Here is a 25428-nt window from a genome sequence, read left to right as displayed (position 1 = left end):
GGACGAGTGTGGGCCGCACGAGGCGACCCACACTCGTCTGGGCGTCAGAAGGCTTCGACCTCTGCGACCCACGTGTTCCACGAGGTCTGCTGGTCTTCGAGTCCGTCGAAGACGCGGTTGACCGCGTTCTGAAGCGCGTCGTGGTACTTGAAGTACGAGGCATCCTTGTACGGCGTGACCGTGATGGCCTCAGAACGGTCGGCGAAGATCTGACCGGTCGGGGCGCCGTTGAAGTACTCGTTGGTCGAGTCGGTGACCGCGGGGTTCTCCTGGGCCTCGATCGCGCTCGGGAACTGACCGGCGTTGACGAAGGTCTTGGCCTGCTGCTCGGGAGCGGTCAGCCAGTCCGCCAGCGCCAGCGCGGCGTCGACGTGCTTCCCGTTGGCCGGAACGGTCAGGTACGACCCGCCCCAGTTGGCGCCGCCGTTGGGGAAGACGTTGGCGACATCCCAGCCGGTCACGTCGGGGGCGTTGCCGGAGATGATGCCCAGCATCCAGCCCGGGCAGAGCATCGCGGCGAACTCGCCGTTGGCCATCGAGGCGTTCCAGTCGTCACTCCACTGGCCCGAGTAGGCCGCGTTCGGCACGGCGCGCTCGACGACGAGGTTGTACGCGTCGGCGATCTCGGGGTTCTCCGTCGCGATGACGGTTCCGTCCGGCTCGGTGTAGGTGTACTCGAGCTGGTTCACGATGCCCTGGAGCACCGAGTTGGCCGCGTCGATCATGGGCTTGCCGGTCGCGGCCTTGTACTGGTCGGCGACGTCGAAGAAGTTGTCCCAGTCGCCGTCGAACAGCGTCGCGACCTCGTCCGCGGTCGACGGGAGGCCTGCCGCTGCGAACAGGTCGGCACGGTAGCAGATCGCCTGGGGACCGATGTCGGTGCCGAAGCCGACCAGACGACCGTCGGCGTCGGTGGCACCGGCTTCCTTCCAGTCCAGCCAGCGCCCCTTGGCGCTGTCGGGGACCTCGGCGAGCAGGTCGGAGTACTGCATCGCCTCGGCGAACCAGTCGATCTCCACGGCCTCGATGTCGGCGAGGCCCTCCTTGCCGAGCTTCTGGAAGTAGTTCTTGCGGGCATCGCCGGACTCGGCTGCCTTGTTGTGGACGATGGTCACGTTCGGGTTCTCATCCATGTACTCCTGGAGGAGCTCATCGGTGTAGCCGAAGTTGTTGAACGTCGCGACCGTGAGGGTGATCTCCTCATTGGGGTCGGTGGACGGCGAGTTGCCGCTGCTGCCGGCGCAGCCGGCGAGCACGATGGCGGAAGCCGAGAAAGCGGCCACAGCCACGGCTCCCCTGCGGAAGGCACGAGAGTTCACTGTCACTCCTTTGTGTTGTCAGGGTTGTGTTGCAGGTGATGTTGCGGGTGAGCGTTCGTGGCGTCGTCTGACCCGGAGGTGCGTGGGAGCGGTCCCATCGAACTCCCGTCACGCTATGGGATCGCTCCCACGGCTGTCAAGGGAGCGCTCCCACGGAGAGGTCACGGTCGCATCACGGTTCTCGGCCGCCCGTCGCTGCCGTCGCGGAGAGGCGGGATGCCGCGGCCGTAGACTGGACCCATACGCCCGCCCGCGACATCCGGAGCCCTCATGCCCACCATCGTCGTCGACGTCATGCCCAAAGCCGAACTGCTCGATCCCCAGGGCAAGGCCGTCTCCGGCGCCCTGTCGCGCCTGGGCGTGTCCGATTTCAGCTCCGTCCGCATCGGCAAGCGCTTCGAACTCACCGTCGAAGGCGAGGTCGGCGAGGACGTGCTGGCCAAGGCCCGCGAGATCGCCGACGAGATCCTGTCGAACTCGGTCATCGAGGACGTCGTGGGCATCGAGGTCGTGGAATGACGGCGCGGATCGGCGTCATCACCTTTCCCGGATCGCTGGATGACCGGGATGCGCAGCGCGCCATCCGCGTCGCCGGTGGCGAACCGGTCGCTCTCTGGCACGGATCGCACGACCTGGACGGCGTGGACGCCCTGGTGCTGCCCGGTGGCTTCAGCTACGGCGACTACCTGCGCGCGGGTGCCATCGCCGCGTTGGCGCCGATCATGGCCGACGTGAAGAACGCCGCCGCGCGGGGCATGCCCATTCTCGGCATCTGCAACGGGTTCCAGATGCTCGTGGAAGCGCAGCTGCTGCCGGGCGGTCTCATCCGCAACGCGCACCAGCAGTTCGTCCGCCGCGATCAGCGACTGCGCGTCGAGAACTCCTCGACCGCGTGGACCTCCGACTTCAGCGAGGGCCAGGAGATCATCATCCCGCTCAAGAACGCGGACGGCGGCTACATCGCCTCCGAGTCCGAACTGGACCGGCTCGAGGGCGAGGGGCTCGTGGCCTTCCGCTACCTCGGCGTGAACCCGAACGGATCGCTGCGCGACATCGCCGGCCTCGCGAACGAACGCGGGAACGTCGTCGGTCTCATGCCGCACCCCGAGCACGCCGTCGAGGAGGGCTTCGGCCCGGACACGGCGGTCGCGATGCGCTCGGGGCTGGACGGCCTGCCGTTCTTCACATCCGCGATCGGCGCCGTGGTGGCCGCGGCCGCCTGATCGGGCCGGGTCCGGACCGGACGAAGAGCCTCGCACCCGATCCGCTCCACAGGACGGAAGCGTGCCGCCATCCGGCGCGGCACGCCGCTACCGTGGAACGGTGAGCACCCCGCCGCTTGTCGTGTCCGTTCCCACCGAAGAACTCGCCGCCGCGCTGCAGCCGGCGCCCGATGGCGTCGAGGTCCTGGTCTGGACCATGCAGTCCGCGCCTCCGCGGGAGGCACTCGACATCGTGGTGCCCCCGTACATGTCGATCGGCAAGGTCCTGCCGCGACTGGCCGAGGTGCGCACCCGCCTGGTGCAGGGCCAGTCGATCGGATACGAGGGCGTCGCGGACCACCTGCCACCGGGGCTGGTCTTCGCCAATGCGGCGTCCGTGCACGAGGCGTCGACGGCGGAGCTCGCGATCGCCCTCACGCTGGCCTCGCAGCGGCACCTTCCCGCCTTCGTCCGCGCGCAGGGGAGCGCCGCTGGGCGTCGGAGTTCTCCGACAGCCTGGCCGATCGCCGCGTCCTGCTGCTCGGCTTCGGCGGCGTCGGCAAGGCGGTCGCCGCCCGCCTCGCACCGTTCGAGGTGGACCTCACGGTCGTCGCGTCGCGTTCCCGCGTGGAGGACGGGATGCCGGTGCACGGCGTGGACGAGCTGCTGGACCTGCTGCCGCACGCCGAGATCGTGATCGTGACGCTGCCCGGCGGCGACGCGACCCGTCGCATTATCGACGACTCCGCGCTGTCCGCGCTGCCGGACGGGGCGCTGGTGGTCAACGTGGGACGCGGGGAGCTCATCGACACGAGCGCCCTCGTCGACCACCTCCGCCGTGGCCGGATCCGCGCGGCGCTGGACGTGACCGACCCGGAGCCGCTGCCGGCCGAGCACCCGCTGTGGGAGCTGCCCGGCCTGCTGATCACCCCCCATGTGGGCGGGGCGTCCAGCGCTATGCGGCCCCGCACCGTCCGGCTGATCCGCGCGCAGATCGAGCGGATGCGCGCCGGCGAGCCGCCCCTGAACGTCGTCTACGAGAGCTGACGCGTCGGTCGCAGGACCTCGCGGTTCCCGTCGAGTGCACGACCTTGCGTCCAGCGCACGGGGTGTGCGCCCAGGCACGTCGTGCGCTCGACGCGAAGCCGTGCGGTCGGCGCGACGGAGCGCGGAATCAGCCCCGGAACACCGAGTGCACGTCGCCGACGAGGTCGCGGCCGCCAAGACCTTCGATCTCCATCAGCACCGCCGTGCCGACGACCGTGGGTCCCAGCTGCGCGAACAGCTCATGCGCCGCCGCCAGCGTCCCACCCGTCGCGAGCACGTCGTCCACGAGCAGGACGCGCGTGTCGTGCGGGATGTCATCGTGCACCTCGATCGTCGCCTCGCTGTACTCCAGCGCGTACGACACGGATGCCGCGGGGCGCGGCAGTTTGCCCGCCTTGCGCACCGGCACCAGTCCAACGCCGGCCACGATCGCCACCGCACCGGCCAGCAGGAACCCGCGCGCCTCCACCCCGGCGACCACGTCGAAGGTCCCGGCGAAGGGCGCGATGAGCGCGTCGATCGCGGTGCGCAGCCCCGCCGCATCTGCCAGGAGCGGCGTGATATCGCGGAACACGATGCCCGGCTCGGGGTAATCGGGGATCGAGACGATGAGCGATTCTGCGGCAGCGAGAAGGTCGGCGGAGGACACCCGCCAACTGTAGCCGCGCATCGCCGGCCTCCCCGACGGGCCGCCTCGGACCCCACCTGCAAGCGCTTGCACTATCCTGGAGTGATGACTTCGCCCGACATCGCCGAGCGCGCCGACGCCCTTTCCTCCCGCCCCGGAGCGGAATGGTGGCGCACCGCCGTCATCTACCAGATCTACCCGCGCTCCTTCGCCGACAGCTCCGGCGACGGCATCGGCGACCTTCCCGGTGTCACCGCACACCTGGACGATCTGCTCGAGCTGGGCGTGGACGCGCTATGGCTGAGCCCGTTCCAGCGCTCACCGCAGAAGGATGCCGGATACGACGTCGCCGACTACTGCGACGTCGACCCGCTCTTCGGCACGTTGGCCGACTTCGACGAGATGGTGCAGGCGGCGCACGATCGCGGCATCCGGATCATCGTCGACCTGGTCCCGAACCACTCGTCGGACCAGCACGAGTGGTTCCAGGCCGCCTTGGCCGCCGGTCCGGGAAGCGCGGAGCGCGCGCGCTACCTGTTCCGCGAGGGCAAGGGCGAGCACGGCGAGCTTCCTCCCAACAACTGGGAATCCGTCTTCGGCGGGCCGGCCTGGACCCGCGTGGTCGAGGCCGACGGCGCACCCGGCCAGTGGTACCTGCACCTGTTCGACACGTCGCAGCCGGACTTCGACTGGTCCAACGAGGAGGTTCGCGAGAAGTTCCGCGGCGTGCTGCGGTTCTGGCTGGACCGGGGCGTCGACGGCTTCCGCGTCGATGTGGCGCACGGCCTGATCAAGGCGGAGGGTCTGCCCGATTACACGCCGCCCATGGAAGCGGACTCGATGGGCGGCGGCGAGCCGGATGTGCCGTACTGGGGTCAGCCCGGCGTGCACGACGTCTACCGCGACTGGCACCGGATCCTCGCCGAGTACGACGGCGACCGTGCGCTGTGCGCCGAGGCATGGCGGCCCACTCCCGATGAGACCGCGCTCTGGGTGCGGCCGGATGAGATGCATCAGGCGTTCAACTTCCCCTACCTGCAGACCGAATGGGATGCCGCTCACCTGCGCTCCGTCATCTCGGAGTCGATCCGCGCCTTCGCCGCCGTCGGCGCCCCCAGCACATGGGTGCTGTCCAACCACGACGTCGTGCGGCACGCCTCGCGCCTGGCCCTGACCGCCGAGAACCCGCAGGGCCACGGAATCGGCCCCCTGTCGCCCGGCAAGCCGATCGCCGAACTCGGACTCCGCCGCGCGCGCGCCGCCACCGCGGTCATGCTCGCGCTCCCCGGCTCGGCGTACATCTACCAGGGCGAGGAGCTCGGTCTTCCCGAGGCCATCGACCTTCCCGACTCCGCCCGCCAGGATCCGACGTGGTTCCGCACCGGCGGCGAGCGCTATGGTCGCGACGGATGCCGGGTGCCGCTGCCGTGGTCCGCGACCGAGCCCGCCTACGGCTTCAGCCCGACCGGCGCCGCCTGGCTGCCGCAGCCGTCCAGCTGGGCGACGCTCGCCCACGAGGTCCAGGTCCAGGACCGCGCTTCGACGCTCTGGCTGTACCGATCGCTGCTGGCCGCGCGGCGCGCGTTCGGCCTCGGCGCCGGGACGCTGGAATGGCTGGGCGGCTACCCCGACGACGTACTCGCATTCCGCAACGGGAACGTGACCGTGATCGCGAACATCGGCTCGGCGTCGATCCCGCTGCCGCAGGGTGACGTGATCGCCGCGACCGGCCCGACAGTGGACGGGACGCTGCCGGTGGACACGGCCGTCTGGCTCGTCGGCGTCGAAGCCTGACCCCGGGACCGGGCGGACGACGTGGTCGGCATCGGTGAGGTCGCCCGCTACGCGGGCGTCTCCACCGCCACGGTCTCGCGCGCCCTCAGCGGCCGCGGCCACGTCTCGGCCGCCACCCGCGACCGGGTCGAGTCGGCGGCGCGAAGCCTGGGCTACGTCGTCTCGTCGTCGGCCTCGAGCCTGGCCTCGGGGCGTACGCGCAACATCGGCGTGCTGGTGCCCTTCCTGGACCGCTGGTTCTTCAGCACCGTGCTCAGCGGAACCGCCTCGGCACTCATGCGGCGCGGCTACGACATCACCCTGTACAGCCTGACGGCCGATCGCGAGCAGCGCAGGAGCGTCTTCCAGACGTTCCTGCGTCGCCAGCGGGTCGACGGCGTCATCGCGATCTCGATCGAACTCGGTGACGAGGAGATCGCGGGCATGCGCGAGCTGAACCTCCCGATGATCGCCATCGGCGGCCCCAACCCGGGGCTGTCCACCCTCACGGTCGACGATGCGGCCGTGGCGCGCGTGGCCACGGGACACCTGCTCACGCTCGGTCACCGCGACATCGCGCACATCGGCGCGAGCCCCGAGTTCGACATCGACTTCCACGTCCCCACGCACCGCCGGCAGGGATTCGAGCAGGCACTGGCGGATGCCGGCATCCCCCCTCGCCCGTCCCTGTACGAGCCGGCGGACTTCACCATCGAGGGCGGCTTCCACGCGGCCAAGCGGCTGCTCGGCCGCCCCGGCGAGCGTCCCACCGCGATCTTCGCCGCGTCCGACGAGATGGCGATCGGCGCCCTCCTCGCGGCGCGCGAGCTCGGTCACCGCGTGCCGGAGGACCTCTCCGTCGTGGGCATCGACGGGCATGAGCTGGGCGAGTTCTTCCGGCTGACGACCGTGGACCAGTTTCCGATGGGTCAAGGCGAGCGGGCCGCGGACGCGCTCTTGGACGAACTCGAGGCCATGGATGCCGCGCCCGCCCGTCCGGAGACTCCTCGGGCTCTGCCGTTCGCACTGATCGTCCGAGGCACCACCGCACCCCCGCGCCGCTGAGGCCGCCGCCCGAGTTCGGCCGCGCCGCCGCCTCAGCCCCGCGGGGCCCCCGCCTCAGCCCCGCGGCGCCGCCGCCTCAGTCGCGCGGTCCTCTGTCCCGCGTCCCCCTGCTCCCCCGTCACAACCTGCGACCCCCGCCGGCGTGTCGTGACAGGCGAGCCCTGGAACCCCCGTGGAACCGCCGCCCCGATACGACACCCACCGCTCGCCTGTCACAAGCCGCTGCGTGCGCCGGCGTGTCGTGACAGGCGAGCCTCGGGACCTCGGCGGCCCAGCGCCCCGCGGACGGCATCGCGTCACGAGACCCACCGCTCGCCTGTCGCAAACCGCTGCGTGCGCCGGCGTGTCGTGACAGGCGAGCCTCGCCGCCTCGCCGCCTCGCCGCCTCGGGGACGAGGGCGGGGACGCGGACCAGCGAGGGACAGCCGGACAGGCCGGTCGCGCGAACTAGGCTCTGACGCATGACTGTCGACCTCGAAGCGCTCTACATCGATCTGCACCGGCATCCCGAGCTGTCGTTCCAGGAGACGCGCACAGCGGGTGTCGTCACCCGCGAACTCGGTGAGCTGGGGATCGAGTTCGAGGAGGGCATCGGCAGGACCGGCGTGGTGGGCGTCATCCGCAACGGCGACGGACCCGTGGTGTGGCTGCGCGCCGACATGGATGCGCTGCCCGTCCAGGAGCAGACCGGCCTCGCCTACGCCAGCACCGCCCGCGGGATCGATCCCGCCGGCACCGACGTCCCCGTGATGCACGCCTGCGGCCACGACATGCACGTCACCTGCCTCCTCGGCGCGCTGGAGCAGCTGCTTGCGACCCGGGAGGAGTGGTCCGGCACGATCGTCGCGGTCTTCCAGCCCGCCGAGGAGTACGGCGCCGGTTCGCAGGCGATGATCGCCGACGGCGTGCTGGAGCGCTTCCCCAAGCCCGACATCGTGCTCGGGCAGCACGTCACCCCGCTGCCCGCGGGAACGATCGGCGTGCGCTCCGGGACGCAGATGGCGGCATCCGATGGCCTGACCGTGACCCTGCTCGGACGCGGCGGACACGGCTCGCGCCCGCACTCCACCATCGACCCCGTCGTGATGGCCGCGGCGACCGTGATGCGCCTGCAGACGATCGTCTCGCGCGAGGTCGACCCCCGCGATGTCGCGGTCGTCACGGTGGGCTCGATCCACGCGGGGCTGAAGAACAACATCATCCCGGCCGAGGCGCGACTCGAGTTGAGCCTGCGCTACCCGGACGACGAGGCACGCGAGCGCGTCCTGGCGAAGGTCGAGCGGGTCGTCCGCGCCGAGGCGCAGGCCTCCGGCGCCGACGAGGAGCCGGTGATCGCGATCGACCACTCGCTGCCTCCGACCATCAACGACGTGCATGCGACCGCGCAGCTCACGCTCGCCTTCGACCGCGCGTTCGGCGAAGGCACGGTCGTGGACCCCGGCATGTTCACCGGGAGCGAGGACGTCTCGTGGTTCGCGCGCGAGGCCGGCGCACCCCTGGTGTTCTGGTTCTGGGGTGGCATCGACCCGCAGGCTTTCGCGGACGCCAAGGCGGCCGGGACCATCGACCGGGACATCCCCACGAATCACTCGCCGTTCTTCGCACCGGTGCTCCGCCCCACGCTGGACCTGGGCGTCGGCGCGCTGGTGGTCGCGGCGCGCGAGTTCCTCGGCTGAGGCGCGGTACCGGGTCGGGTCCGCGATGGGAGAATCCCCCCCATGACCGGCGGCGCGAAGGCTCCTGAGAAGCCCTCATGGCTCGTACGCGGGTGGTGGTGGGCGCTGGACTACGCCTACGCCGCCCGTCGGCAGCTCGCGATCGTCGGCGCCCTCGGCACGCCAGGCCGCCGGCGTCCCGGTCCGCGCGCCTGGCGTTCCGGTTCGGACCGGCTCGCCGAGATCATCCTGCTGCCGGGGGTATACGAGCACTGGACCTTTCTGCGGCCGCTGGGCGATGCCCTCAATGCGGCGGGGCATCGGGTCCGGGTCGTCCACGGCCTCGGAACGAACCGCCGCAGCATCGTGGAGACATCGGAACGGCTGGGCCGCGCCCTGGCCGGCAGACCGCCGTCGGCGGCCGGCCGGGTCCTGGTGGCGCACAGCAAGGGCGGCTTGATCGGCAAGCACCTGCTGGTGTCCTCGGGCGCAGCCGCGGCGGCCGCGGTCGAGGCCGCGACCGGCGGTGATCCGGCGGATGCCGCGGCCGGCGCCTCGGCATCCACGGGCTCCGATGCGCCCCTGGGGCTGCTCGGACTGGTCGCGGTGTGCACGCCCTTCCACGGGTCGCGTCTGGCCGGCCTGTTCGTCGTGCCCAGCATCCGCGAGTTCCTGCCCGACGGCGAGACGATCGTGATGCTGGGACGCGACGAATCGGTCAACGGACGCATCGTGTCGGTGTTCGGCCGGTTCGACCCGCACATCCCCGGCGGCAGCGCGCTGGACGGCGCGACGAACGTGATGGTGCCCGCGACCGGACATTTCCGCATCCTCGCGTCGCCGCTCACGCACGCCGCAGTGCTGGACGGTGTCCGGATGCTGTCCACCGACTGACTGCGCGGCGGCGGCATCCGACTCCGTCGTCGCACGAGCTAGGGCCCGAGCGCAGGGATCCCCGCGACCAGGGCGACAGTGCCGAGGATCAGGAAGATCGGCGCCGCGAGGATGCCGCACCAGAAGCTCGGCGCGACGCTCGTGCGCGGCAGGAACAGCGCAGCGGCACCGGCGGCGGTGATCAGCAACGCGGCGATCAGGATGAGCGGCTGGCCGAAGACGAAGGCGAGCGGAACGAAATGCACACCGACGATGACCAGCACGGCCGGGGCGATCAGGTACGCGCGCCGGGTGCGGATGAGCAGGATCGCCAGCACGATGATGGCCAGCACCTCCAGCCAGAACACCACGACGTACCAGACGAAGGCGGCGCTTCCGGGATCCATCGCGGTCGGCCAGTTCCAGTGCCTGACTGCGCCCGGGACCGCGAAGCCCAGGAGGACCAGGCCGGCGATCTGCAGCACCACCAGCACGATCCGCCAGATCACGCCTCGCGGGGGGCGCTCCTGCGCCCATCCCGCCCAGACGAACGCCGCGGCACCGAAGATCGCACCGGTCACCACGACGTCGCGTGCGAACTCCAGTTCGAGCATGCCCTCACGGTAGCGGCCGCGTCAGCGGGGCGGGGGGATGCGGGCTCGCGAAGCGCGGCGGAGTCTGCTCAGCCCAGCCCGGCGCGGTCCACGGTGTCGGCGGCTCCGGTGACCGGTTTGCGGGAGAGCCCCACGGCACCGGAATCCGGTCCCTTCGACAGCGCCGCCGCCACCGCGGGCGACTCGTCGACATCCGGATACTGCGGCCGCAGTTGCACGGCCTGCGTCCGCCGGTGCTCGCGCTTGGCCCGCCGCGCGGCGTAGGTGAGGTTGAGCGTCTCGACGAGGATCGCGAACGCCATCGGCGCGTAGATCAGCGCCTTGTCGATGTGCACGCCGAAGCCCTCGGCGATGAGGAACACGCCGATCAGCAGCAGGAAGGACAACGCCAGCATCTTCACGGTGGGGTGCTTGTTCACGAACGTGAAGATGAAGCGCGCCGCGAACAGCATGATGCCGAACGACAGCACGACGACGGTGATGATCACGACGAGGTTCTCGGTCATCCCGACCGCGGTGATCACCGAGTCGAGCGAGAAGACGATGTCCAGCAGCAGGATCTGGATCAGCACCGAGGTGAAGGTGATCTTTGCGGTGCGGCCGGCCCCGTGCTCCTCCTCGGCCCCCTCCAGCTTGTGGTGGATCTCGGTGACGGCCTTGTAGACGAGGAAGAGGCCACCCGCGATCAGGATGAAGTCCTTGACCGAGAACCCCAGCCCGAACAACTCCACCACGTCGTCCTTCAGCGTGATGATCCAGCCCGCGAACAGCACCAGGATCACACGGATGACCATGGCCAGCGTCAGGCCGAGGTTGCGGGCCTTCGCCTGCTGCTCCTGGGGGAGCTTGCTCGCCAGGATCGAGATGAAGATCACGTTGTCGACACCGAGCACGATCTCGAGCACGAACAGCGTCAGGAACACCGCGATGAGGTCAGGTGTGAATGCGAAGGAGAGGTCCACGGGCTCAAGCGTATGCGCAGCTCTGCCGTCGACCTTGCGGTCGGGCCCGCGGCGTAGCCTGGAAGCGTGAGTTCTTCGACCGAAACCGCCCTGGACGCCCGCGCGCTCCGAGCAGACTTCCCGATCCTGGGCCGACTGGTCGACGGCCGCCCGCTGGTCTACCTCGATTCGGCAGCGACGAGCCAGAAGCCGCAGGCGGTGATCGACGCCGAGGTGGCCTTCCTCACCGGCGCGAACGCCGCCGTGCACCGCGGGGCGCACACGCTCGCTGCCGAAGCCACCGAGCTGTTCGAGGACGCGCGCGGCACCGTCGCGGCGTTCGTCGGTGCGGCGCCGGAGCAGCTGGTCTGGACCAGCGGCGCCACCGCCGGTGTGAACCTCGTCGCGTATGCGATCGGCAATGCGACGCTGGGGCGCGGCGGGCCGGCCGGCGCGCGTCTGGCGCTGGCGGCCGGCGACGAGATCGTCGTGACCGAGGCCGAGCACCACGCCAACCTCATTCCGTGGCAGGAGCTGGCCGCGCGCACCGGGGCCGTGCTGCGGCACATTCCGGTCCGCGACAACGGCACCATCGACCTGGATGCCGCGGCATCCGTGATCGGAGCGCGCACCCGCATCGTCGCCTTCCCGCACGTCTCGAACGTGCTCGGGATCGTCAACCCGGTCACCGAGCTGGTGGTGCTCGCGCACGCGGTCGGGGCGCTGACGGTGCTGGATGCGTGCCAGTCCGCGCCGCATCTGCCGCTGAACCTGCCGGCGCTGGGCGTCGATCTGGCCGTGTTCTCCGGGCACAAGATGCTCGGACCCTACGGAATCGGGGGGCTGTACGGCCGGGCGGATGTGCTGGACGCTCTGCCTCCCTTCCTCACCGGCGGTTCGATGATCACCCAGGTGACGCTGGACCGCGCCGAGTACCTGCCGCCCCCGCAGCGCTTCGAGGCGGGGACGCAGCCGGTCTCGCAGGCGATCGCCCTGGCCGCGGCGGTGCGCTACCTCGACGCGGTGGGGATGGTCGCCGTGCACGCGCACGAGCGCACACTCGAGCGGCGACTGCGCACGGGCCTGCGCGCGATCGACGGTGTCCGCCTGCTCGGCGACGCCCCCGAGGGCATCGAGCGGGTCGGACTGGCGGCCTTCGACGTGGCGGGGGTGCACGCCCACGACGTCGGCCAGTACCTGGACTCCCGCGGCGTCGCCGTGCGCGTCGGACACCACTGCGCCGCCCCGCTGCACACCCGATTCGGCCTGACGGCATCCGTCCGAGCCTCCACGGCGCTGTACAACACCGCCGAGGACGTCGACGTCTTCCTGGACGCGCTCGCCGATGTGCGCCCGTTCTTCGGAGTCGGCGCATGAGCGGCCTCGAATCGCTCTACCAGGAGCTGATCCTGGAGCACTCCAAGCGGCCGTACGGCAAGGGGCTCGCGGCTGAGGACGGCCTGACCGGCACGTCGCACCAGCGCAATCCGATCTGCGGCGACGAGATCACGCTGCGCGTGCGTCTGGACGATGCCGGCGTGATCACAGACGTCACATGGGACGGCGCGGGCTGCTCCATCTCACAGGCGTCCGCGTCGATGCTCGCCGTGCTCGTCCAGGAAAAGGATGGCGGGATGCCTCGGGCGGAGGCATCCGCTCTGGTCGACGGCTTCCGCGAAGCGCTGCGCTCGCGCGGCACCATCCCCATCGATGAGGAGATCTACGGGGATGCCGAGGCGCTGAGCGGCGTCTCGAAGTACACCGCGCGCGTCAAGTGCGCGATGCTCGCGTGGGTCGCTTTCGAGGACGCGCTGCGGCGAACCTCCTGACGGCGGTTCAGGCGTTCGCGAGCATCCCCTCCAGCCGGGCGTAGCTGGTTTCCATGCCGTCGGTCATCCCGGTGGCGAGCACGATGTCGCGGGTCTCCTTGTCGGGGTACTCGATGAGCAGGGTGATCAGCGTCGCGCCGGCCTCTTCCTGGAGATTCAGGTCGTTGAGCGTCGGCGGGAACTCGGTGCCGGTCATGTGCTCGGTCGTGACCGACCGCCGCGGCTCCTCGATCAGGAGCGTCTCGCCGTCGAATCCGAACGCCTCGCCCTCGACGCCCTCGTCGGGCGCCCACGCGTAGCGGTACCGGCCGCCCACGGTGGGGTCGATCTCGCACACCGTCATCCGCCAGCCGTCCGGTCCGAGCAGCCAGCGCCGCATCAGGTCCGGGTCGTGGTGCGCGCGCCACACGAGTTCGCGCGGCCCGTCGATCAGGCGGGTGATCCGCACGTGCGTGTCGTCGATCAGCTCGGTCTGCGTGCCCTTGCCCTGCGCGTAGGCGCGAAGTCCCTGCAGCACGCGGTCGAGTTGGTTCAGGGCCATCGTCGACCCCTCCACGGCGCCGAAGGACACGATCTGCTGCAGCGCGTCGGCAGACGTGAAGTGCGTGACGTTCGTCAGCCGCGTGCCGGTGTCGGTGGCGTCGAAGTCGAAGGTGACGCGCATCACCGGCATCCCTTCCAGCGGTGCGCCGTCCTCGCCGGCGAACGCGTCGAGCACCTCGAAGCGCCGGGGCGCATCGATCGCCAGGAACTCCCAGGTGCCGCCGGATTTCTCGCCCCGCGGACTGGTCATGTGGTACCGCGCGTGTCCGCCCACGGCCAGGTCGAAGTCGGTGAACGTCGCGGGCCAGCCGGGCGGGCCCCAGAACAGCTCGAGCTGGCGCGCGTCCGTGAACGCATGCCAGACGCGCTCGATCGGCGCGGCGAAGTCGGCCACGAGCGTCATCGTGAGCGCTTCGGGATCGGTGGTCACGGCGGTGACGGGCATGTCACTCTCCTTCTGTCGGCGGTTCTTCCGGGTCGTGGGCGCGGGGCTGCGCGTCCAGCAGGGCGTCGAGGCGGCCGATGCGCGCCCGCCACAGGTCTTCGTACCGGGCCAGCAGCGCCCGAGCGCGGGCGATCATGGTCGGATCCGCCCGCACGAGGCGCTCGCGCCCTTCGGCGCGCTTGATGACCAGGCCCGCAGCCTCGAGCACCGCGATGTGCTTCTGGACCGCCGTGAACGACATGTCGTATTCCGCCGCGAGGGCGGATATGGAGCGCTCGTCCTCGATCGTGCGGCGGAGGATGTCGCGGCGGGTGGTGGCCGCCAGCGCCTGGAAGACGCGGTCGATCTGGTCATCGGTCAGCTCGCTCGCCGGGGTATACGCAACCATTTGGTTGTATGTTACCCGGTCCCGGGGCCCCAGACAAGCGTGAGGAAACGGCCGCTATATCCGACGCCGGAGCCAGATCGCGGTGGTGACGACGAGCGGCACTTGGGTGATCCCGTAGAGCAAGTGGAACGCGTAGTGGGCGGGAGTCTGAGCCGGATCGAAAGGAAGGATCGGCAGGGGCAGAACGGTGAGGATTGCGCCCAGGAGGTTCAACACACCCCACCCCAAGAGGGCCCACGCCGCGACGGATCGCAGCCGCGTGAACCACGCAGCGACGAGCACGACCGTCAGTGCCAGAGGGATGACCGATTCCGGGCTGACGATCGTCTGACCCGGCAAATCAGCCACATTGTGCACGAGCAGTCCGACCCAGCCGAGGGCGGCGGACACGGGCACCCACGGTGCGCTCCTCCTCGGACCGCCCGGTCCGTCGTGCACCCTGGTCCTGCTCACGCGGACCCCCGTGACGGCGCGGGCTTCCGCATTCTCACCGTCTCTGCACACCACATCGTTCGCGTTTTCCCATTGTCACCAGCCGACAGTGGGCTCATCTGACCACCTGGCGCGGCCCTCAGGCTCGGAGCATACTGCGCACAGGGGTGAGACGGAACCACAACGACGCCTCAGGCCTCGCCGGAAGCATCTCCAGCCGACGGGGTATCTGGCCCGCTCCCGCCGATGATCAACATCCGTTCTCCACGATCAGCCGGTGCCTCGACGTCCGGAAGATCGATTGGGCACTGCCGTAGCGTCCCGAGTCCGACGGTGTCTTCGAGCGTTTCACCGTCGGCAGGACCCTCACCGTTCGGCAGTCCAGGAAAGTGTCACGGCAAGGACCCCCGGATCGTGCGCTGGGCGCCCGCAACACGTGACAACTCGTGTCATCCCACGGCGTTCCTGACAGCCGCGGGCTGGGGGGCGGAGCCGCGGCTAGACTCGGTTGTGTCCGGCGTCCCCGATTCCTGGAGCTGAGCCGCGTGACCACCCCCTCCCCGATCGTCGACGGCCGCCCCGTCGCCGACACCGTTCAGAACGCCGCCGTCACGCCCGAACGCGAGCAGCCGTACGCGGCCCTCGGGCTCAAGCCGGACGAGTACGCGCGCATCCGCGAGATCCTCGGCCGCCGCCCCACCAGCGGCGAGCTGGCGATGTACTCGGTGATGTGGTCCGAGCACTGCTCGTACAAGTCCAGCAAGATCTACCTGCGCCAGTTCGGTCAGAAGGTCAGCGACGAGATGCGCGAGCGTCTCATGGTCGGCATGGGCCAGAACGCCGGCGTGGTCGACATCGGCGAAGGCTGGGCGGTCACCTTCAAGGTCGAGTCGCACAACCACCCCAGCTACATCGAGCCCTTCCAGGGCGCTGCGACCGGCGTCGGCGGCATCGTGCGCGACATCATCTCGATGGGTGCCCGCCCGGTCGCGATCATGGACCAGCTGCGCTTCGGTGCGATCGATCACCCCGACACCGCACGGGTCGTGCACGGCGTCGTCTCCGGCATCTCCTTCTACGGCAACTGCCTGGGCCTGCCGAACATCGGCGGCGAGACGGTGTTCGACTCGGTCTACCAGGGCAACCCGCTGGTCAACGCCCTCGCGGTGGGCATCATGCGCCACGAGGACATCAAGCTGGCCAACGCGACCGGCGCCGGCAACAAGGTCGTGCTCTTCGGCGCGCGCACCGGCGGCGACGGCATCGGCGGGGCATCGATCCTCGCATCGGACTCGTTCGACTCCACCGGCCCGACCAAACGGCCGGCCGTGCAGGTCGGCGACCCGTTCGCCGAGAAGGTGCTGATCGAGTGCTGCCTGGAGCTGTACCGCGACGACCTCGTCGAGGCGATCCAGGACCTCGGCGCCGCCGGGATCTCGTGCGCGACCTCCGAGCTTGCCGCGAACGGCGGCAGCGGCATGCGCGTGGACCTGGAGAAGGTGCTGCTGCGCGACCCGACCCTGACACCCGAAGAGATCCTCATGTCGGAGTCGCAGGAGCGCATGATGGCGATCGTCGCGCCGGAGAAGCTGGACGCGTTCCTCGAGGTCGTCGGCAAGTGGGACGTCGAAACCAGCGTGCTGGGCGAGGTGACCGGCGATGGCCGGCTGGTCATCCAGTGGCACGGCGACGTGATCGTGGACGTGGACCCCGCGACCGTGGCCGTCGACGGTCCGGTGTACGAGCGGCCCGTCGCGTACCCGACCTGGATCGACGCGCTCCGGGACGATTCGGCCGCGGCGCTGACCCGCTCCGACGACCCGGACACGCTGCGACGCCAGTTCGTCCAGCTGGCGGCGAGTCCCAACCTGGCCGACACCTCCTGGGTGACGAATCAGTACGACTACTACGTAGGCGGCAACACGGCGCTGTCCTTCCCGGACGACGCAGGCATGGTCCGGGTCGACGAGCACTCCGGACTCGGCTTCGCGATCGCCACGGACTGCAACGGCCGCTTCTGCCAGCTCGACCCGTACGAGGGCGCCAAGCTCGCCCTCGCCGAGGCGTATCGCAACGTCGCTGTCACCGGCGCCGAGCCCACGGCCGTCACGGACTGCCTGAACTTCGGCAGCCCGGAGAACCCCGAAGTGATGTGGCAGTTCTCACAGGCGGTCGCCGGCCTGGCCGACGGATGCCTGGAACTGGGCATCCCGGTCACCGGTGGCAACGTGTCCTTCTACAACCAGACCGGCGACCAGCCGATCTTCCCGACCCCGGTCGTCGGCGTGCTGGGCATCATCGACGACGTGGCACGGCGCATCCCCAGCGGGTGGCAGGATCCCGGCGAGAACATCTACCTGCTCGGCGTGACCGCCGACGAGCTCAGCGGGTCGGCGTGGGCCGGCACGGTGCACGGGCACCTGGGCGGCCGCCCCCCGGCGGTCGACCTCGGCAACGAGAAGCGGCTCGCCGGGCTGCTGCACGCGGCATCCCAGCAGTCGCTCGTCTCCAGCGCTCACGACCTCTCCGCCGGCGGTCTCGCCCAGGCCCTGGCCGAGGGCGTGCTGCGCTTCGGCGTCGGCGCCCGCGTCTGGCTCCGCGAGATCATGGAGCGCGACGGGGTGGACGCCGCAACGGCTCTGTTCTCGGAGTCCACCGGTCGTGTCATCGTGACCGTGCCGCGCGAAGACGACGTGAAGTTCCGCGGGCTGTGCGAAGGCCGGGATTACCCCGTGCTGCGCATCGGCGTGAGCGACGTCCCCGGAGACGGGGATCAGCCGGAGCTGGAGATCCAGGACCTGTTCACGATCCCGCTGGGTCAGCTCCGCACCCTGTCGACCTCCACGCTTCCGGACGCGTTCGGCCCGACCGTCTCCGAGCCGCCGCAGCACGCCGCGTAAGCTGAAAGCATGGCCAGCGACGACGAGTACGGCGGGTACAACGATGCCCGGCAACGGCGGATCAAGATCACGGCATGGGTCGTCATCGTGGCGCTGATCATCGTCGGCGGGGGCGCCACGGTGCTCGCCCTCATCTTCGGCTGACGCGCGGGGTCGTTGAGACCGGTGCGGACGCCCGGGCCCGCTCGCCGGAATTGCTCGGGCCACCCTCAGCGTGCGCCGGTAGCCTGAGAGGGTGGATCCGCTCTGGGTGTTGCTCTCCGAGGGGTGGTGGGCGCTTCCTGCGGCCGTGACCGCGGTGGGCGCCGGAGCCATCGGCACCCTCGGCGTACGCGCACAGCGCAGGGCGAAGGTGCGCCGCCTGGAACTGCACGCCGCCCAGGGCGATGTCCGCTCCGCCCGCACGGCGCTGACCCGCTCACGGGCCGCCGTCCACGCCGCACGCGCACACGTGGCGCGAGTGGAGGCCGACCGCCGGGCCGGACGCGCCGGCACGGCCGACGTCGCGGCGGCCCGCCAGGGCATGCGGCAGGCGCAGAGCGAGGCGTCCGCCGCGTCCGCCGCCCTGATCGCCCGCCGGGCGGATGTCCGCGCCGCACGGGTGGCGATGCCGACACGACGGGACGGAGCCGATGCGCTGCCACTGGCGCGGTTGATGGCGGCGCACGGTGCCGTGACCACGGCATGGATGGCCTACGAGACCGATCCCGCCCTGACGATCGCGTACCCGTCGATGTCGGACGCGCGCGCTCCGTTGACCGCGACCTTCTTGCGCGAGCAGCAGGCCGCACAGTGGCTGCGCCCCTCATCGGCGGAGGCGCGCATCTCCCCCGCCGACTACGCGGCCTACCGCGACGCGGTGCGGCGGATGTCGCAGGCGTTCGACGCCGCAGAGCGCGACGCGTGGCGCAGAGCGGGGGACCCCCGCGGCCAGGAGCCGCCCAGCGAATGGTGGGTCGGTCTGGCCCAGGAGCTCTCCGACGGGGCGTCCCGCACGGTCGCCTGGTCGATCGATGCGATGGCTCGCGTGGCTGCCCTCGCGCCCCGGTCCGCGCGCCGTGATCCCCGCCCGCCGCGCTCCTGACGGACCGGCGCGATCGAGTCGCCACCGGCGCACCTGCAAGTGCGCTGACTGCGGGGGCGCCCGGCCCGCCCGACGGTTAGCATGACAGGGTGGAGCCCCTCTTCCAGTTCCTCGGCAGCTACTGGTGGCTCGTCTTCCCGCTCATGGGTGTGATGGGCGGCGTCGGCAGCGCTTGGGAGCGCAGTGCCCGCCGTCGGCACAAGCGCCGCCTCGAAGTCCTCCACGCCAAGGCAGAGCTGAAGGCCGCGCAGGCCGCCGCCCGTGGCAATTCCCTCATCCTGCCTGCGACCGGGGCACAGTCGCCCGCGGATGCGACGATCCCCGGCGGTGCCGCACCGGGTGCGACGCAGCTCGAGCGGCTCTTCGCTGCGCACGATGCGGTGACCGCCCGCTGGCTGGAGTACGAGCTGGATGTGGCGAAGCTCATCGCCTTCCCGGCGATGAGCGACGGACGCCAGCCGTTGACGGCGGCGTTCCTTCGGGCCAAGCGCGTCGCGGACGGCCTGCGTCCGGCATCCGCCAAGGCACGCCTGACCAAGGATCAGCTCGCGGAGTACCGCAACGCCGTCGCCGACTTCGAGGTGGCCTTCGACGTCGCCGAGCGCGACGCCCGCCGCATCAAGGACTCGTCCTTCACCGTGGTGGAGCGCAAGCGTCTGGACACCGCCAAGCAGCTGCTCACGATCGCGATCGACCAGGCGGCCACGCCGGCCGAACGGCAGGTGGCCTACCGGCGGGTGCGCGAAGAGCTGGATGGCCTCATCTCGCTGTCCGATGAGGCGATCGAGGTGCTCGAGGGCAAGGTGTCGCTCGAACTGACGACCGGGCGGGCGCCCGAGACAGCCGTCCCCGGCGTGCGTCGGCCGTCGACCACTCCGCCGGCCGCACGCCCGGCTGCCGCCTCGACACCGGAGCGAGCGGATGCCGCTCCGTCGCGTGATCGGCTGCCGTCCGCTCCGGCGCCGTGGGCGGTACCGGCGCGCACCTCGGACACCGCGCCCGGGCGGGTGATCCGGCCCAAGCCGCACCCCTGACGCCGGCGAGCGGGGCGGGGCCGGCAGGCCCCGCCCCGCTCGTATGCCACGCTCAGGAGGTGAGGGAGTCCACCCACGCCTGGTTTGCAGCGATCCACTGCGCGACGACCGGACCGAAGTCGTCGCCGTCGGAGCCGCCGAACATGGCGTCCTCGAGCGAATACAGCGTCTGGTTGTCCATCGCGAAGTTCGACAGCCATTCGAACGCCTCGGGGAAGTCCTCCTGGAACGCGAGCGACGAGGTCGTGTGAATGCCTTCAGCCTCGCCCAGCAGACCATCCGGGTCTTCCAGGTCCTTGATCGGGAACGCGTTGTACGCCCAATGCGGACGCCACAGTGTCACGGCGATGTTCTCACCGGCATCCGTCGCCGACTTCAGCTCGGTGAGCATCGCCGGAGTGGAGGAGACGATGAAATCGAAGCCGTCCAGACCGTACCCGGGTATGACGGCGTCCTGGGTGACGGTCACCAGACCGGAGCCCGCGTCGATGCCGACGAGCTTGTTGTCGAACATGTCGGCGTTCGCGGCGAGCTCCGTGAGGGAGTCGATCGGCGCGTCTTCGTTCACGGCGATCGTGAGCTTGGCCTCTTCGTTCCACGCGCCCAGATCCACGATGTCGGCGCCGAAACGCTCGACGTACTGCTGATGCGTCAGCGGCAGCCAGGTGTCCAGCGTCAGATCGTAGTCGCCGCTCGCCAGGCCCGTGTAGACGGCCGCCGGTTCCGCGTATGCGAGTTCGACGTCGTAGCCCTGCTCTTCGAGCACGGCCTTCCACAGCTCGGATGCGGCGATGCCCTCATCCCAGCCGTTGAAGACGGCGATCGTGATCGGCCGGTCCGCACCCGCGGTGTCCGAGTCGGTTGCTGCGTCGCCGCTCGGGCCGGCGCAGCCGGCCAACGCGAGCGCTCCCGCGCCCGCGAGGGCCAGTGCCGTGGTGATCCTGCTTCTCTTGGTCATCGTGACGTCCTCTCCATCCGCGTGCGGGACGCGGATCGGTCTTGGTCGTGGCGCAGCGGTTCCGCGCGCCTCCTGCGGGTGATGAGCCCGCGAGGTGTGGCCGGGTGCGGGGGAGGCGTCATCGCTCCCCCGGGCACCGTTGGTCTCAGTTCGCCGCGCCCGCCGCGACGGGGGCGCTCCGGGCCGAAGGGCGCGTGCGCCGTTTCCGTCGCCGCGGGGCGGCAGCGGCGGAGGTGATGCGGTCCAGGATGATTGCGAGGATCACCACGGACACACCCGCTTCGACGCCGAGGGCGATGTCGATGCGGCTCAGGCTCTGCACGACGGCGCCACCCAGACCGCCCGCCCCGACCATTCCGGCGATGACCACCATCGACAGGCTCAGCATGATCACCTGGTTGACTCCGGCCATGATGCTGGGCATCGCCAGGGGCAGCTGGATCTGGCGCAGGATGCGAGCGGGCGAGGCGCCGAACGCGTGCCCGGCCTCGACGACCTCGGCGTCGACGCCGCGGATCCCGAGTTCGGTGAGCCGGACACCGGGTGCCAGCGCGAAGACCACGGTCGCGACGATTCCGGGCACCGGTCCGACGCCGAACAGCATCAGCGCGGGGATCAGGTAGACGAAGGCCGGCATCGTCTGCAGCAAGTCCAGAATCGGGCGGACAGCGCGTGAGACGCGATCGTTGCGCGCAGCCCAGATGCCGACCGGAATCGCGATCAGAACGGCCGCGGAGGCGGCCACGATGACGAGGGCGAGGGAGTCCATCGCGTTGGTCCACTGGTCCACACCCACGATCGCGAGCAGCCCCACTGCGGTGCCGAGGGCCAGCCACGTCCCCTTGGCGACATACGCGAGCGCTGTCAGGGCGAGGATGATCAACCAGAACGGCGGCGCCGACAGCGCCCAGTCGAGGCCGTCGTATACCGATCTGAAGACGGCGCTGAGTGCGTCGAAGAACCAGCCGAGGGTGTCGATCACGAAGCCCACGACGGCCTCCGCGACATCGCCGAGCGGAAGACGGAAGAGACCGCTCATGCGAAGCTCCCCTCAGCCGAAGGCCGCGCCGGTACCGCGTCGAGCGTCGTCGTCATCTCAGCGGCGCCGACCGTGACCGGGGGTTCGATGATCGCGTTCTCACGGGTGACGTCCGGCACGTTGCCCAGAGCAGCGAGCAGCGTGACCCGCGGGATCACGCCGACCAGCCGCCGCTGCTGGTCCAGGACGGCGACCGGAAGAGTGCTCTCGACGGAGCGCTCGACCACGTCGCTGAGGGGATCGTCCGGACCGACGACAGGCTGCGAATGATCCAGCAGCAGCCGCAGGTCGGTGTTGCCGGCCTTGACCGCGCGGATGACGGAGCGGTCCGAGACCACACCGAGGTAGCGCCGATTCTCCAGAACGGCGACGGATCCGGTCTGCAGGTCCCGCATGACGCGAAGCGCCCCGCGGACCCCTGCGCTCAGCGGCGTGGTCGCCCGAGGCGGCTCCATCACGGATGACGCGGTGAGCACGCGCGCGCGGTCGACGTCCTGCACGAACTGCGCGACGTAGTCATTCGCGGGGTCGGTGAGGATGTCCTCCGGGGTGCCGGTCTGCACGATCCGTCCGTCCCGCATCACCGCGATCCGATCGCCGAGGAACATGGCCTCGTTCAGGTCGTGCGTGATGAACACGATCGTGCGTCCGAGTTCGCGCTGCAGTTCCACGAGCTGCTGCTGCATCTCCCGGCGGATCAGCGGATCCAGTGCCGAGAACGCCTCGTCCATGAGCAGGATGTCCGTGCCGGCGGTGAGGGCGCGTGCGAGTCCGACGCGCTGGCGCATACCGCCGGAGAGCTCATCGGGCATCGCGTCCGGGCGGTCGCCGAGGCCGACCTTCTCCAGGATCTCCATCGCGCGTGACCGGCGCTCGTCTCGCGGCACGCCCTGGATCTCCAGCGCGTAGGCGGCGTTGTCCAGGACCGAACGATGCGGCAGGAGGGCGAAGTGCTGGAAGACCATGGACACCGAGGACCGGCGGATGCGGCGCACCTCGGCCGGCGCCGCGTCCGTGATGCTCGTGCCCTGGATGAGGACGTCACCGGCGGTCGGAGCCACCAGGCCGTTCAGCATCCGGATGATGGTGGACTTGCCCGAGCCGGAGAGCCCCATGATCACGAAGATCTCGCCGGGGTTCACCGTGAAGCTCGCGTCGATGACGGCGGCTGTTCCCGCGTCCAGGACCTGCGGGCGAGACTCGCCTGCCCGCAGTCGCCGGAGTGCCTGGGACGGGCTGCGTCCGAAGATCTTGAAGAGGCCTCTGGCCTCGAGTGCGTGCGCGAATGTCATATGCACCTCGGCGGTCCGCTGCGCGTGCAACCGCATCGGTAGCGCCCGGGCGGCAGTCACAGGTGAGCACGCGCAGCAGCGCTGTGCACCAGGCGGGGAACATCGGGTAAGCCGCCGAGACCGCCCACCGTACGCTCGGGCGGAAGCCGGGGATTCGCTTCGCGCCACGACCGCGGACTGGGTCGTCGGGCCGCAGGGGCCCTGCAGCAAAGGTAACAGGGGTTCCTCCTTGACACCTGAACGGTCGCATGGTTAGTTAGTTGAGTAATTAACCAAATTAGCGGAGGTACTCGTGATCGAAGAAGGCCGAGCCCTCTTCCTGCAGATCGCGGAAAACGTCGAGGACTCGATCATCGACGGGAGCCTGTCCGAAGAGGCGCAGGCACCGTCGACGAATGAGCTCGCGGCGTTCTACCGCATCAACCCCGCGACGGCCGCCAAGGGAGTGAACATGCTCGTCGACAAGGGCGTGATCTACAAGAGGCGCGGCATCGGCATGTTCGTCGCGCCCGGAGCGCGCGAGCGTCTCCTCGCCGAACGCCGCACCGCGTTCGCCGATCGCTTCGTCGAGCCGCTGCTCGTCGAAGGACGCAAGCTCGGCCTGGACGCCGACGACCTCAGCCGACTGATCCTCGACCGCGCGAGCGCGGCTCGGGTGCCGGCGATCGAACCGACCGAAGGAAGTGCACGATGACCGACGTGATCCAGGTCAGCAATCTCACCAAGCGGTACCGCGACACGGTCGCGGTCGACGACGTGTCCTTCGGCATCCAGAAGGACACGATCTACGGCCTGCTGGGCCGAAACGGAGCCGGCAAGACCACGGTGATGTCGATCCTCACCGCGCAGAACTTCGCCACCAGCGGGGACATCCGCATCTTCGGGGAGCACCCCTACGAGAACGCGAAGGTGCTGCAGCGCATGTGCTTCGTCCGGGAGAGTCAGAAATACCCCGACGACGCCCTGCCCACGCACGCCTTCCGGACGGCGCGGGTGTTCTTCCCGAACTGGAGCCAGGAGCTGGCGGACCAGCTCATCGACGAGTTCCAGCTGCCGACCAAGAAGCGCATCAAGAAGCTCTCGCGCGGACAGCTGTCCGCCGTCGGAGTGATCATCGGGCTGGCTTCCCGTGCGGAGATCACCTTCTTCGACGAGCCGTACCTCGGCCTGGACGCAGTCGCACGCCAGATCTTCTACGACCGCCTGCTGGAGGACTACACCGAACACCCGCGCACCGTCATCCTCTCCAGTCACCTCATCGACGAGGTCGCCAACCTCATCGAGAAGGTGCTCGTGATCGACCGCGGGCGCATCGTCCTGGACGAGGACACCGACGCCCTGCGCGACCGGGCCGCCACCGTCGTGGGCGATGCCGCAGCGGTGGATGCCTTCGTCGCGGGGCGCGAGGTCATCCATCGCGAGAGCCTCGGCCACGTCCGCGCCGCCACGGTCCTCGGTGCCCTGTCTTCGGCGGACCGCGAAAGGCTCACCGGCGCCGGCCTGGAGATCGCGCCCGTGTCGCTCCAGCAGTTGATCGTCAGGCTCACCCAGCACGCCGCCGGAGATCCGGTCACCGTCCCCACCGAAGAAGGAGTCCTGCGATGACTGCGTCCACATTCAACGAGGCGGGGTCGGCCACGCGCGCACCCAACCGCACACTCAGCGTCGTGCGCATGCAGCTGATCAACAAGCAGACCTACATCTGGATCCCGCTGATCGTCCTGGCCGGTGCCTTCGCCCTCGCCCTGGCCGTCTACGCGATCCTCGCCAACGCCGGCGTCGACGGCCCCAAATACGGCGGTGGCGCCCAGGCGCCGCTGTGGTACTTCCTGGCCGTCGGGGTTCAGGCGCTCACACTCACCTTCCCGTTCTCCCAGGCGATGAGCGTGACGCGCCGCGAGTTCTACCTGGGCACCCTCCTCACCGCCGCACTGACCTCTGCGATCCTCGCCGGGATCGCCGTGGTCGGCGGGCTCATCGAGCGCGCCACCGACGGCTGGGGCGTGAACGGCTGGTTCTTCGGCTTGCCGTGGATCTGGGAGGCCGGCCCGCTCGGCGCCGTGCTTGTAAACTTCGTCGCGGCGATGCTCTTCTTCGTGATCGGGTTCTGGGCCGCGACGATCTACAAGCGCTTCGGCGCGCTGTGGCTCACGATCGTGCTCGTCGGGATCGGCATGCTGCTGGTCGCCGGGATGTGGCTGGTGGGTCGCCTGAACGCCTGGGTCGAGGTGTTCTCGTGGTTCGCCACCGTCGGGGTGGTCGGGCTCTCGCTCTGGGGAGCGGTGCTGACCGCAGTACTCGCGGGGATCGCCTTCCTCACGCTCCGACGCGCCATTCCCTGAGCGGCGGGAGGGATGCGTCGGCCGC

25 protein-coding genes and 1 pseudogene are annotated in these 25428 nt (G+C 70.0%); 16 read left to right on the top strand and 10 right to left on the bottom strand.

All coding sequences use genetic code 11. The features are described 5' to 3' along the window. Window positions 1-44 precede the first annotated feature (44 nt). A complete protein-coding gene (locus QNO12_RS00395) occupies window positions 45-1319 on the bottom strand; it encodes an ABC transporter substrate-binding protein (protein WP_257500892.1) in 1275 nt (424 codons plus the stop codon). 270 nt (window positions 1320-1589) lie between these two features. Between QNO12_RS00395 and purS the strand changes: the two genes are divergently transcribed. The 3 genes and pseudogenes from purS (at window position 1590) to QNO12_RS00380 (ending at window position 3568) form a co-directional block, all read left to right on the top strand. Continuing rightward, a complete protein-coding gene (purS, locus tag QNO12_RS00390; RefSeq protein ID WP_257500893.1) occupies window positions 1590-1838 on the top strand; it encodes a phosphoribosylformylglycinamidine synthase subunit PurS in 249 nt (82 codons plus the stop codon). Next, on the top strand, window positions 1835-2542 hold the full coding sequence (gene purQ, locus QNO12_RS00385) for a phosphoribosylformylglycinamidine synthase subunit PurQ (protein WP_257500894.1): 708 nt from the start codon (window positions 1835-1837) through the stop codon (window positions 2540-2542). The genes purS and purQ overlap by 4 nt, the downstream gene beginning before the upstream one ends. Before the next feature lie 121 nt (window positions 2543-2663). Then, a pseudogene (locus QNO12_RS00380) lies at window positions 2664-3568 on the top strand (2-hydroxyacid dehydrogenase). Between the two features lie 127 nt (window positions 3569-3695). Here QNO12_RS00380 and QNO12_RS00375 read toward each other — a convergent pair. Then, window positions 3696-4238, bottom strand: a complete 543-nt coding sequence (locus QNO12_RS00375) for an adenine phosphoribosyltransferase (protein ID WP_374761002.1) — start codon at window positions 4236-4238, stop codon at window positions 3696-3698. Window positions 4239-4301: 63 nt separating this feature from the next. On the opposite strand from QNO12_RS00375, the gene QNO12_RS00370 reads away from it, so the two are divergent. From QNO12_RS00370 to QNO12_RS00355, 4 genes are all read left to right on the top strand, one after another. Next, the gene (locus QNO12_RS00370; RefSeq protein WP_257500896.1) at window positions 4302-5990 is read left to right on the top strand and encodes a glycoside hydrolase family 13 protein; all 1689 of its coding nucleotides are present in this window, start codon (window positions 4302-4304) and stop codon (window positions 5988-5990) included. A gap of 21 nt (window positions 5991-6011) precedes the next feature. Beyond that, window positions 6012-7034, top strand: coding sequence for a LacI family DNA-binding transcriptional regulator (locus QNO12_RS00365; protein ID WP_257500897.1), 1023 nt, complete (start codon window positions 6012-6014; stop codon window positions 7032-7034). Window positions 7035-7495: 461 nt separating this feature from the next. After that, window positions 7496-8710, top strand: coding sequence for an amidohydrolase (locus QNO12_RS00360; RefSeq protein ID WP_257500898.1), 1215 nt, complete (start codon window positions 7496-7498; stop codon window positions 8708-8710). A gap of 42 nt (window positions 8711-8752) precedes the next feature. Further along, window positions 8753-9583, top strand: coding sequence for an esterase/lipase family protein (locus tag QNO12_RS00355; RefSeq protein ID WP_257500899.1), 831 nt, complete (start codon window positions 8753-8755; stop codon window positions 9581-9583). Between the two features lie 38 nt (window positions 9584-9621). Here the strand turns inward: QNO12_RS00355 and QNO12_RS00350 are convergent, their stop codons facing one another. Then, entirely contained in the window at window positions 9622-10176 is a 555-nt protein-coding gene (locus QNO12_RS00350; RefSeq protein WP_257500900.1) for a hypothetical protein, read from the bottom strand. A 68-nt stretch (window positions 10177-10244) separates the two neighbouring features. Next, window positions 10245-11138, bottom strand: coding sequence for a TerC family protein (locus QNO12_RS00345; protein WP_257500901.1), 894 nt, complete (start codon window positions 11136-11138; stop codon window positions 10245-10247). A 66-nt stretch (window positions 11139-11204) separates the two neighbouring features. Here QNO12_RS00345 and QNO12_RS00340 point away from each other — a divergent pair, with 66 nt between their 5' ends. Then, a complete protein-coding gene (locus QNO12_RS00340) occupies window positions 11205-12494 on the top strand; it encodes a SufS family cysteine desulfurase (protein ID WP_257500902.1) in 1290 nt (429 codons plus the stop codon). Beyond that, window positions 12491-12946: a Fe-S cluster assembly sulfur transfer protein SufU gene (gene sufU, locus QNO12_RS00335; RefSeq protein ID WP_257500903.1), complete on the top strand. Its 456-nt coding sequence runs from the start codon at window positions 12491-12493 to the stop codon at window positions 12944-12946. Before QNO12_RS00340 ends, sufU begins: the two co-directional genes overlap by 4 nt. A 7-nt stretch (window positions 12947-12953) precedes the next feature. Here the strand turns inward: sufU and QNO12_RS00330 are convergent, their stop codons facing one another. From QNO12_RS00330 to QNO12_RS00320, 3 genes are read right to left on the bottom strand one after another with little or no spacing between them, the layout of a single operon-like run. Further along, window positions 12954-13934: an SRPBCC family protein gene (locus QNO12_RS00330; RefSeq protein WP_257500904.1), complete on the bottom strand. Its 981-nt coding sequence runs from the start codon at window positions 13932-13934 to the stop codon at window positions 12954-12956. A 1-nt stretch (window position 13935) separates the two neighbouring features. Continuing rightward, window positions 13936-14322: an ArsR/SmtB family transcription factor gene (locus QNO12_RS00325; RefSeq protein WP_257500905.1), complete on the bottom strand. Its 387-nt coding sequence runs from the start codon at window positions 14320-14322 to the stop codon at window positions 13936-13938. 54 nt (window positions 14323-14376) lie between these two features. Next, window positions 14377-14718: a hypothetical protein gene (locus QNO12_RS00320; RefSeq protein ID WP_257500906.1), complete on the bottom strand. Its 342-nt coding sequence runs from the start codon at window positions 14716-14718 to the stop codon at window positions 14377-14379. 581 nt (window positions 14719-15299) lie between these two features. On the opposite strand from QNO12_RS00320, the gene purL reads away from it, so the two are divergent. The 4 genes from purL to QNO12_RS00300 all read left to right on the top strand — a co-directional run bounded on the left by purL (window position 15300) and on the right by QNO12_RS00300 (window position 19772). Then, complete coding sequence (gene purL, locus QNO12_RS00315) at window positions 15300-17654, top strand: phosphoribosylformylglycinamidine synthase subunit PurL (RefSeq protein WP_257500907.1); 2355 nt, start codon at window positions 15300-15302, stop codon at window positions 17652-17654. A 9-nt stretch (window positions 17655-17663) separates the two neighbouring features. Continuing rightward, window positions 17664-17798: a hypothetical protein gene (locus QNO12_RS00310; RefSeq protein ID WP_257500908.1), complete on the top strand. Its 135-nt coding sequence runs from the start codon at window positions 17664-17666 to the stop codon at window positions 17796-17798. Window positions 17799-17889: 91 nt separating this feature from the next. After that, entirely contained in the window at window positions 17890-18738 is an 849-nt protein-coding gene (locus QNO12_RS00305; RefSeq protein WP_257500909.1) for a hypothetical protein, read from the top strand. Window positions 18739-18827: 89 nt separating this feature from the next. Further along, window positions 18828-19772 carry a hypothetical protein gene (locus QNO12_RS00300; protein ID WP_257500910.1) on the top strand — a complete coding sequence of 315 codons (945 nt, stop codon included), beginning with the start codon at window positions 18828-18830 and terminating at the stop codon, window positions 19770-19772. Window positions 19773-19824: 52 nt separating this feature from the next. Here the strand turns inward: QNO12_RS00300 and QNO12_RS00295 are convergent, their stop codons facing one another. The 3 genes from QNO12_RS00295 to QNO12_RS00285 form a co-directional block, all read right to left on the bottom strand. Then, the gene (locus QNO12_RS00295; protein ID WP_257500911.1) at window positions 19825-20730 is read right to left on the bottom strand and encodes a glycine betaine ABC transporter substrate-binding protein; all 906 of its coding nucleotides are present in this window, start codon (window positions 20728-20730) and stop codon (window positions 19825-19827) included. A 145-nt stretch (window positions 20731-20875) separates the two neighbouring features. Continuing rightward, entirely contained in the window at window positions 20876-21769 is an 894-nt protein-coding gene (locus tag QNO12_RS00290; protein ID WP_257500912.1) for an ABC transporter permease, read from the bottom strand. Beyond that, entirely contained in the window at window positions 21766-23061 is a 1296-nt protein-coding gene (locus QNO12_RS00285; RefSeq protein WP_257500913.1) for a quaternary amine ABC transporter ATP-binding protein, read from the bottom strand. The genes QNO12_RS00290 and QNO12_RS00285 overlap by 4 nt, the downstream gene beginning before the upstream one ends. A gap of 292 nt (window positions 23062-23353) precedes the next feature. On the opposite strand from QNO12_RS00285, the gene QNO12_RS00280 reads away from it, so the two are divergent. From QNO12_RS00280 to QNO12_RS00270, 3 genes are read left to right on the top strand one after another with little or no spacing between them, the layout of a single operon-like run. After that, the gene (locus tag QNO12_RS00280; protein WP_257500914.1) at window positions 23354-23755 is read left to right on the top strand and encodes a GntR family transcriptional regulator; all 402 of its coding nucleotides are present in this window, start codon (window positions 23354-23356) and stop codon (window positions 23753-23755) included. Beyond that, window positions 23752-24666 (top strand): ABC transporter ATP-binding protein, encoded by a 915-nt coding sequence (locus tag QNO12_RS00275; protein ID WP_257500915.1) that lies wholly within the window; start codon window positions 23752-23754, stop codon window positions 24664-24666. The genes QNO12_RS00280 and QNO12_RS00275 overlap by 4 nt, the downstream gene beginning before the upstream one ends. Further along, window positions 24663-25403, top strand: a complete 741-nt coding sequence (locus QNO12_RS00270; protein ID WP_257500916.1) for a hypothetical protein — start codon at window positions 24663-24665, stop codon at window positions 25401-25403. The genes QNO12_RS00275 and QNO12_RS00270 overlap by 4 nt, the downstream gene beginning before the upstream one ends. The last annotated feature ends 25 nt before the right edge of the window (window positions 25404-25428 follow it).

Origin of the sequence: Microbacterium sp. zg-B185 (genome assembly GCF_030246885.1) — a bacterium.
Classification (GTDB): domain Bacteria; phylum Actinomycetota; class Actinomycetes; order Actinomycetales; family Microbacteriaceae; genus Microbacterium.
Note: the sequence above shows the minus strand (reverse complement) of the source record. Positions and strands in the feature narration are given on the sequence as shown.

Excerpts from the sequence above, each read along its gene's own strand:
- QNO12_RS00375 (WP_374761002.1), bottom strand. The coding sequence starts at position 4,238 with ATGCGCGGCTACAGTTGGCGGGTGTCCTCCGCCGACCTTCTCGCTGCC.
- QNO12_RS00370 (WP_257500896.1), top strand. The coding sequence starts at position 4,302 with ATGACTTCGCCCGACATCGCCGAGCGCGCCGACGCCCTTTCCTCCCGC.
- purS (WP_257500893.1), top strand. The coding sequence starts at position 1,590 with ATGCCCACCATCGTCGTCGACGTCATGCCCAAAGCCGAACTGCTCGAT.
- QNO12_RS00275 (WP_257500915.1), top strand. The coding sequence starts at position 23,752 with ATGACCGACGTGATCCAGGTCAGCAATCTCACCAAGCGGTACCGCGAC.
- purQ (WP_257500894.1), top strand. The coding sequence starts at position 1,835 with ATGACGGCGCGGATCGGCGTCATCACCTTTCCCGGATCGCTGGATGAC.
- QNO12_RS00360 (WP_257500898.1), top strand. The coding sequence starts at position 7,496 with ATGACTGTCGACCTCGAAGCGCTCTACATCGATCTGCACCGGCATCCC.
- QNO12_RS00330 (WP_257500904.1), bottom strand. The coding sequence starts at position 13,934 with ATGCCCGTCACCGCCGTGACCACCGATCCCGAAGCGCTCACGATGACG.
- QNO12_RS00270 (WP_257500916.1), top strand. The coding sequence starts at position 24,663 with ATGACTGCGTCCACATTCAACGAGGCGGGGTCGGCCACGCGCGCACCC.
- QNO12_RS00325 (WP_257500905.1), bottom strand. The coding sequence starts at position 14,322 with ATGGTTGCGTATACCCCGGCGAGCGAGCTGACCGATGACCAGATCGAC.
- QNO12_RS00295 (WP_257500911.1), bottom strand. The coding sequence starts at position 20,730 with ATGACCAAGAGAAGCAGGATCACCACGGCACTGGCCCTCGCGGGCGCG.
- QNO12_RS00290 (WP_257500912.1), bottom strand. The coding sequence starts at position 21,769 with ATGAGCGGTCTCTTCCGTCTTCCGCTCGGCGATGTCGCGGAGGCCGTC.
- QNO12_RS00355 (WP_257500899.1), top strand. The coding sequence starts at position 8,753 with ATGACCGGCGGCGCGAAGGCTCCTGAGAAGCCCTCATGGCTCGTACGC.
- QNO12_RS00310 (WP_257500908.1), top strand. The coding sequence starts at position 17,664 with ATGGCCAGCGACGACGAGTACGGCGGGTACAACGATGCCCGGCAACGG.
- QNO12_RS00350 (WP_257500900.1), bottom strand. The coding sequence starts at position 10,176 with ATGCTCGAACTGGAGTTCGCACGCGACGTCGTGGTGACCGGTGCGATC.
- QNO12_RS00285 (WP_257500913.1), bottom strand. The coding sequence starts at position 23,061 with ATGACATTCGCGCACGCACTCGAGGCCAGAGGCCTCTTCAAGATCTTC.
- sufU (WP_257500903.1), top strand. The coding sequence starts at position 12,491 with ATGAGCGGCCTCGAATCGCTCTACCAGGAGCTGATCCTGGAGCACTCC.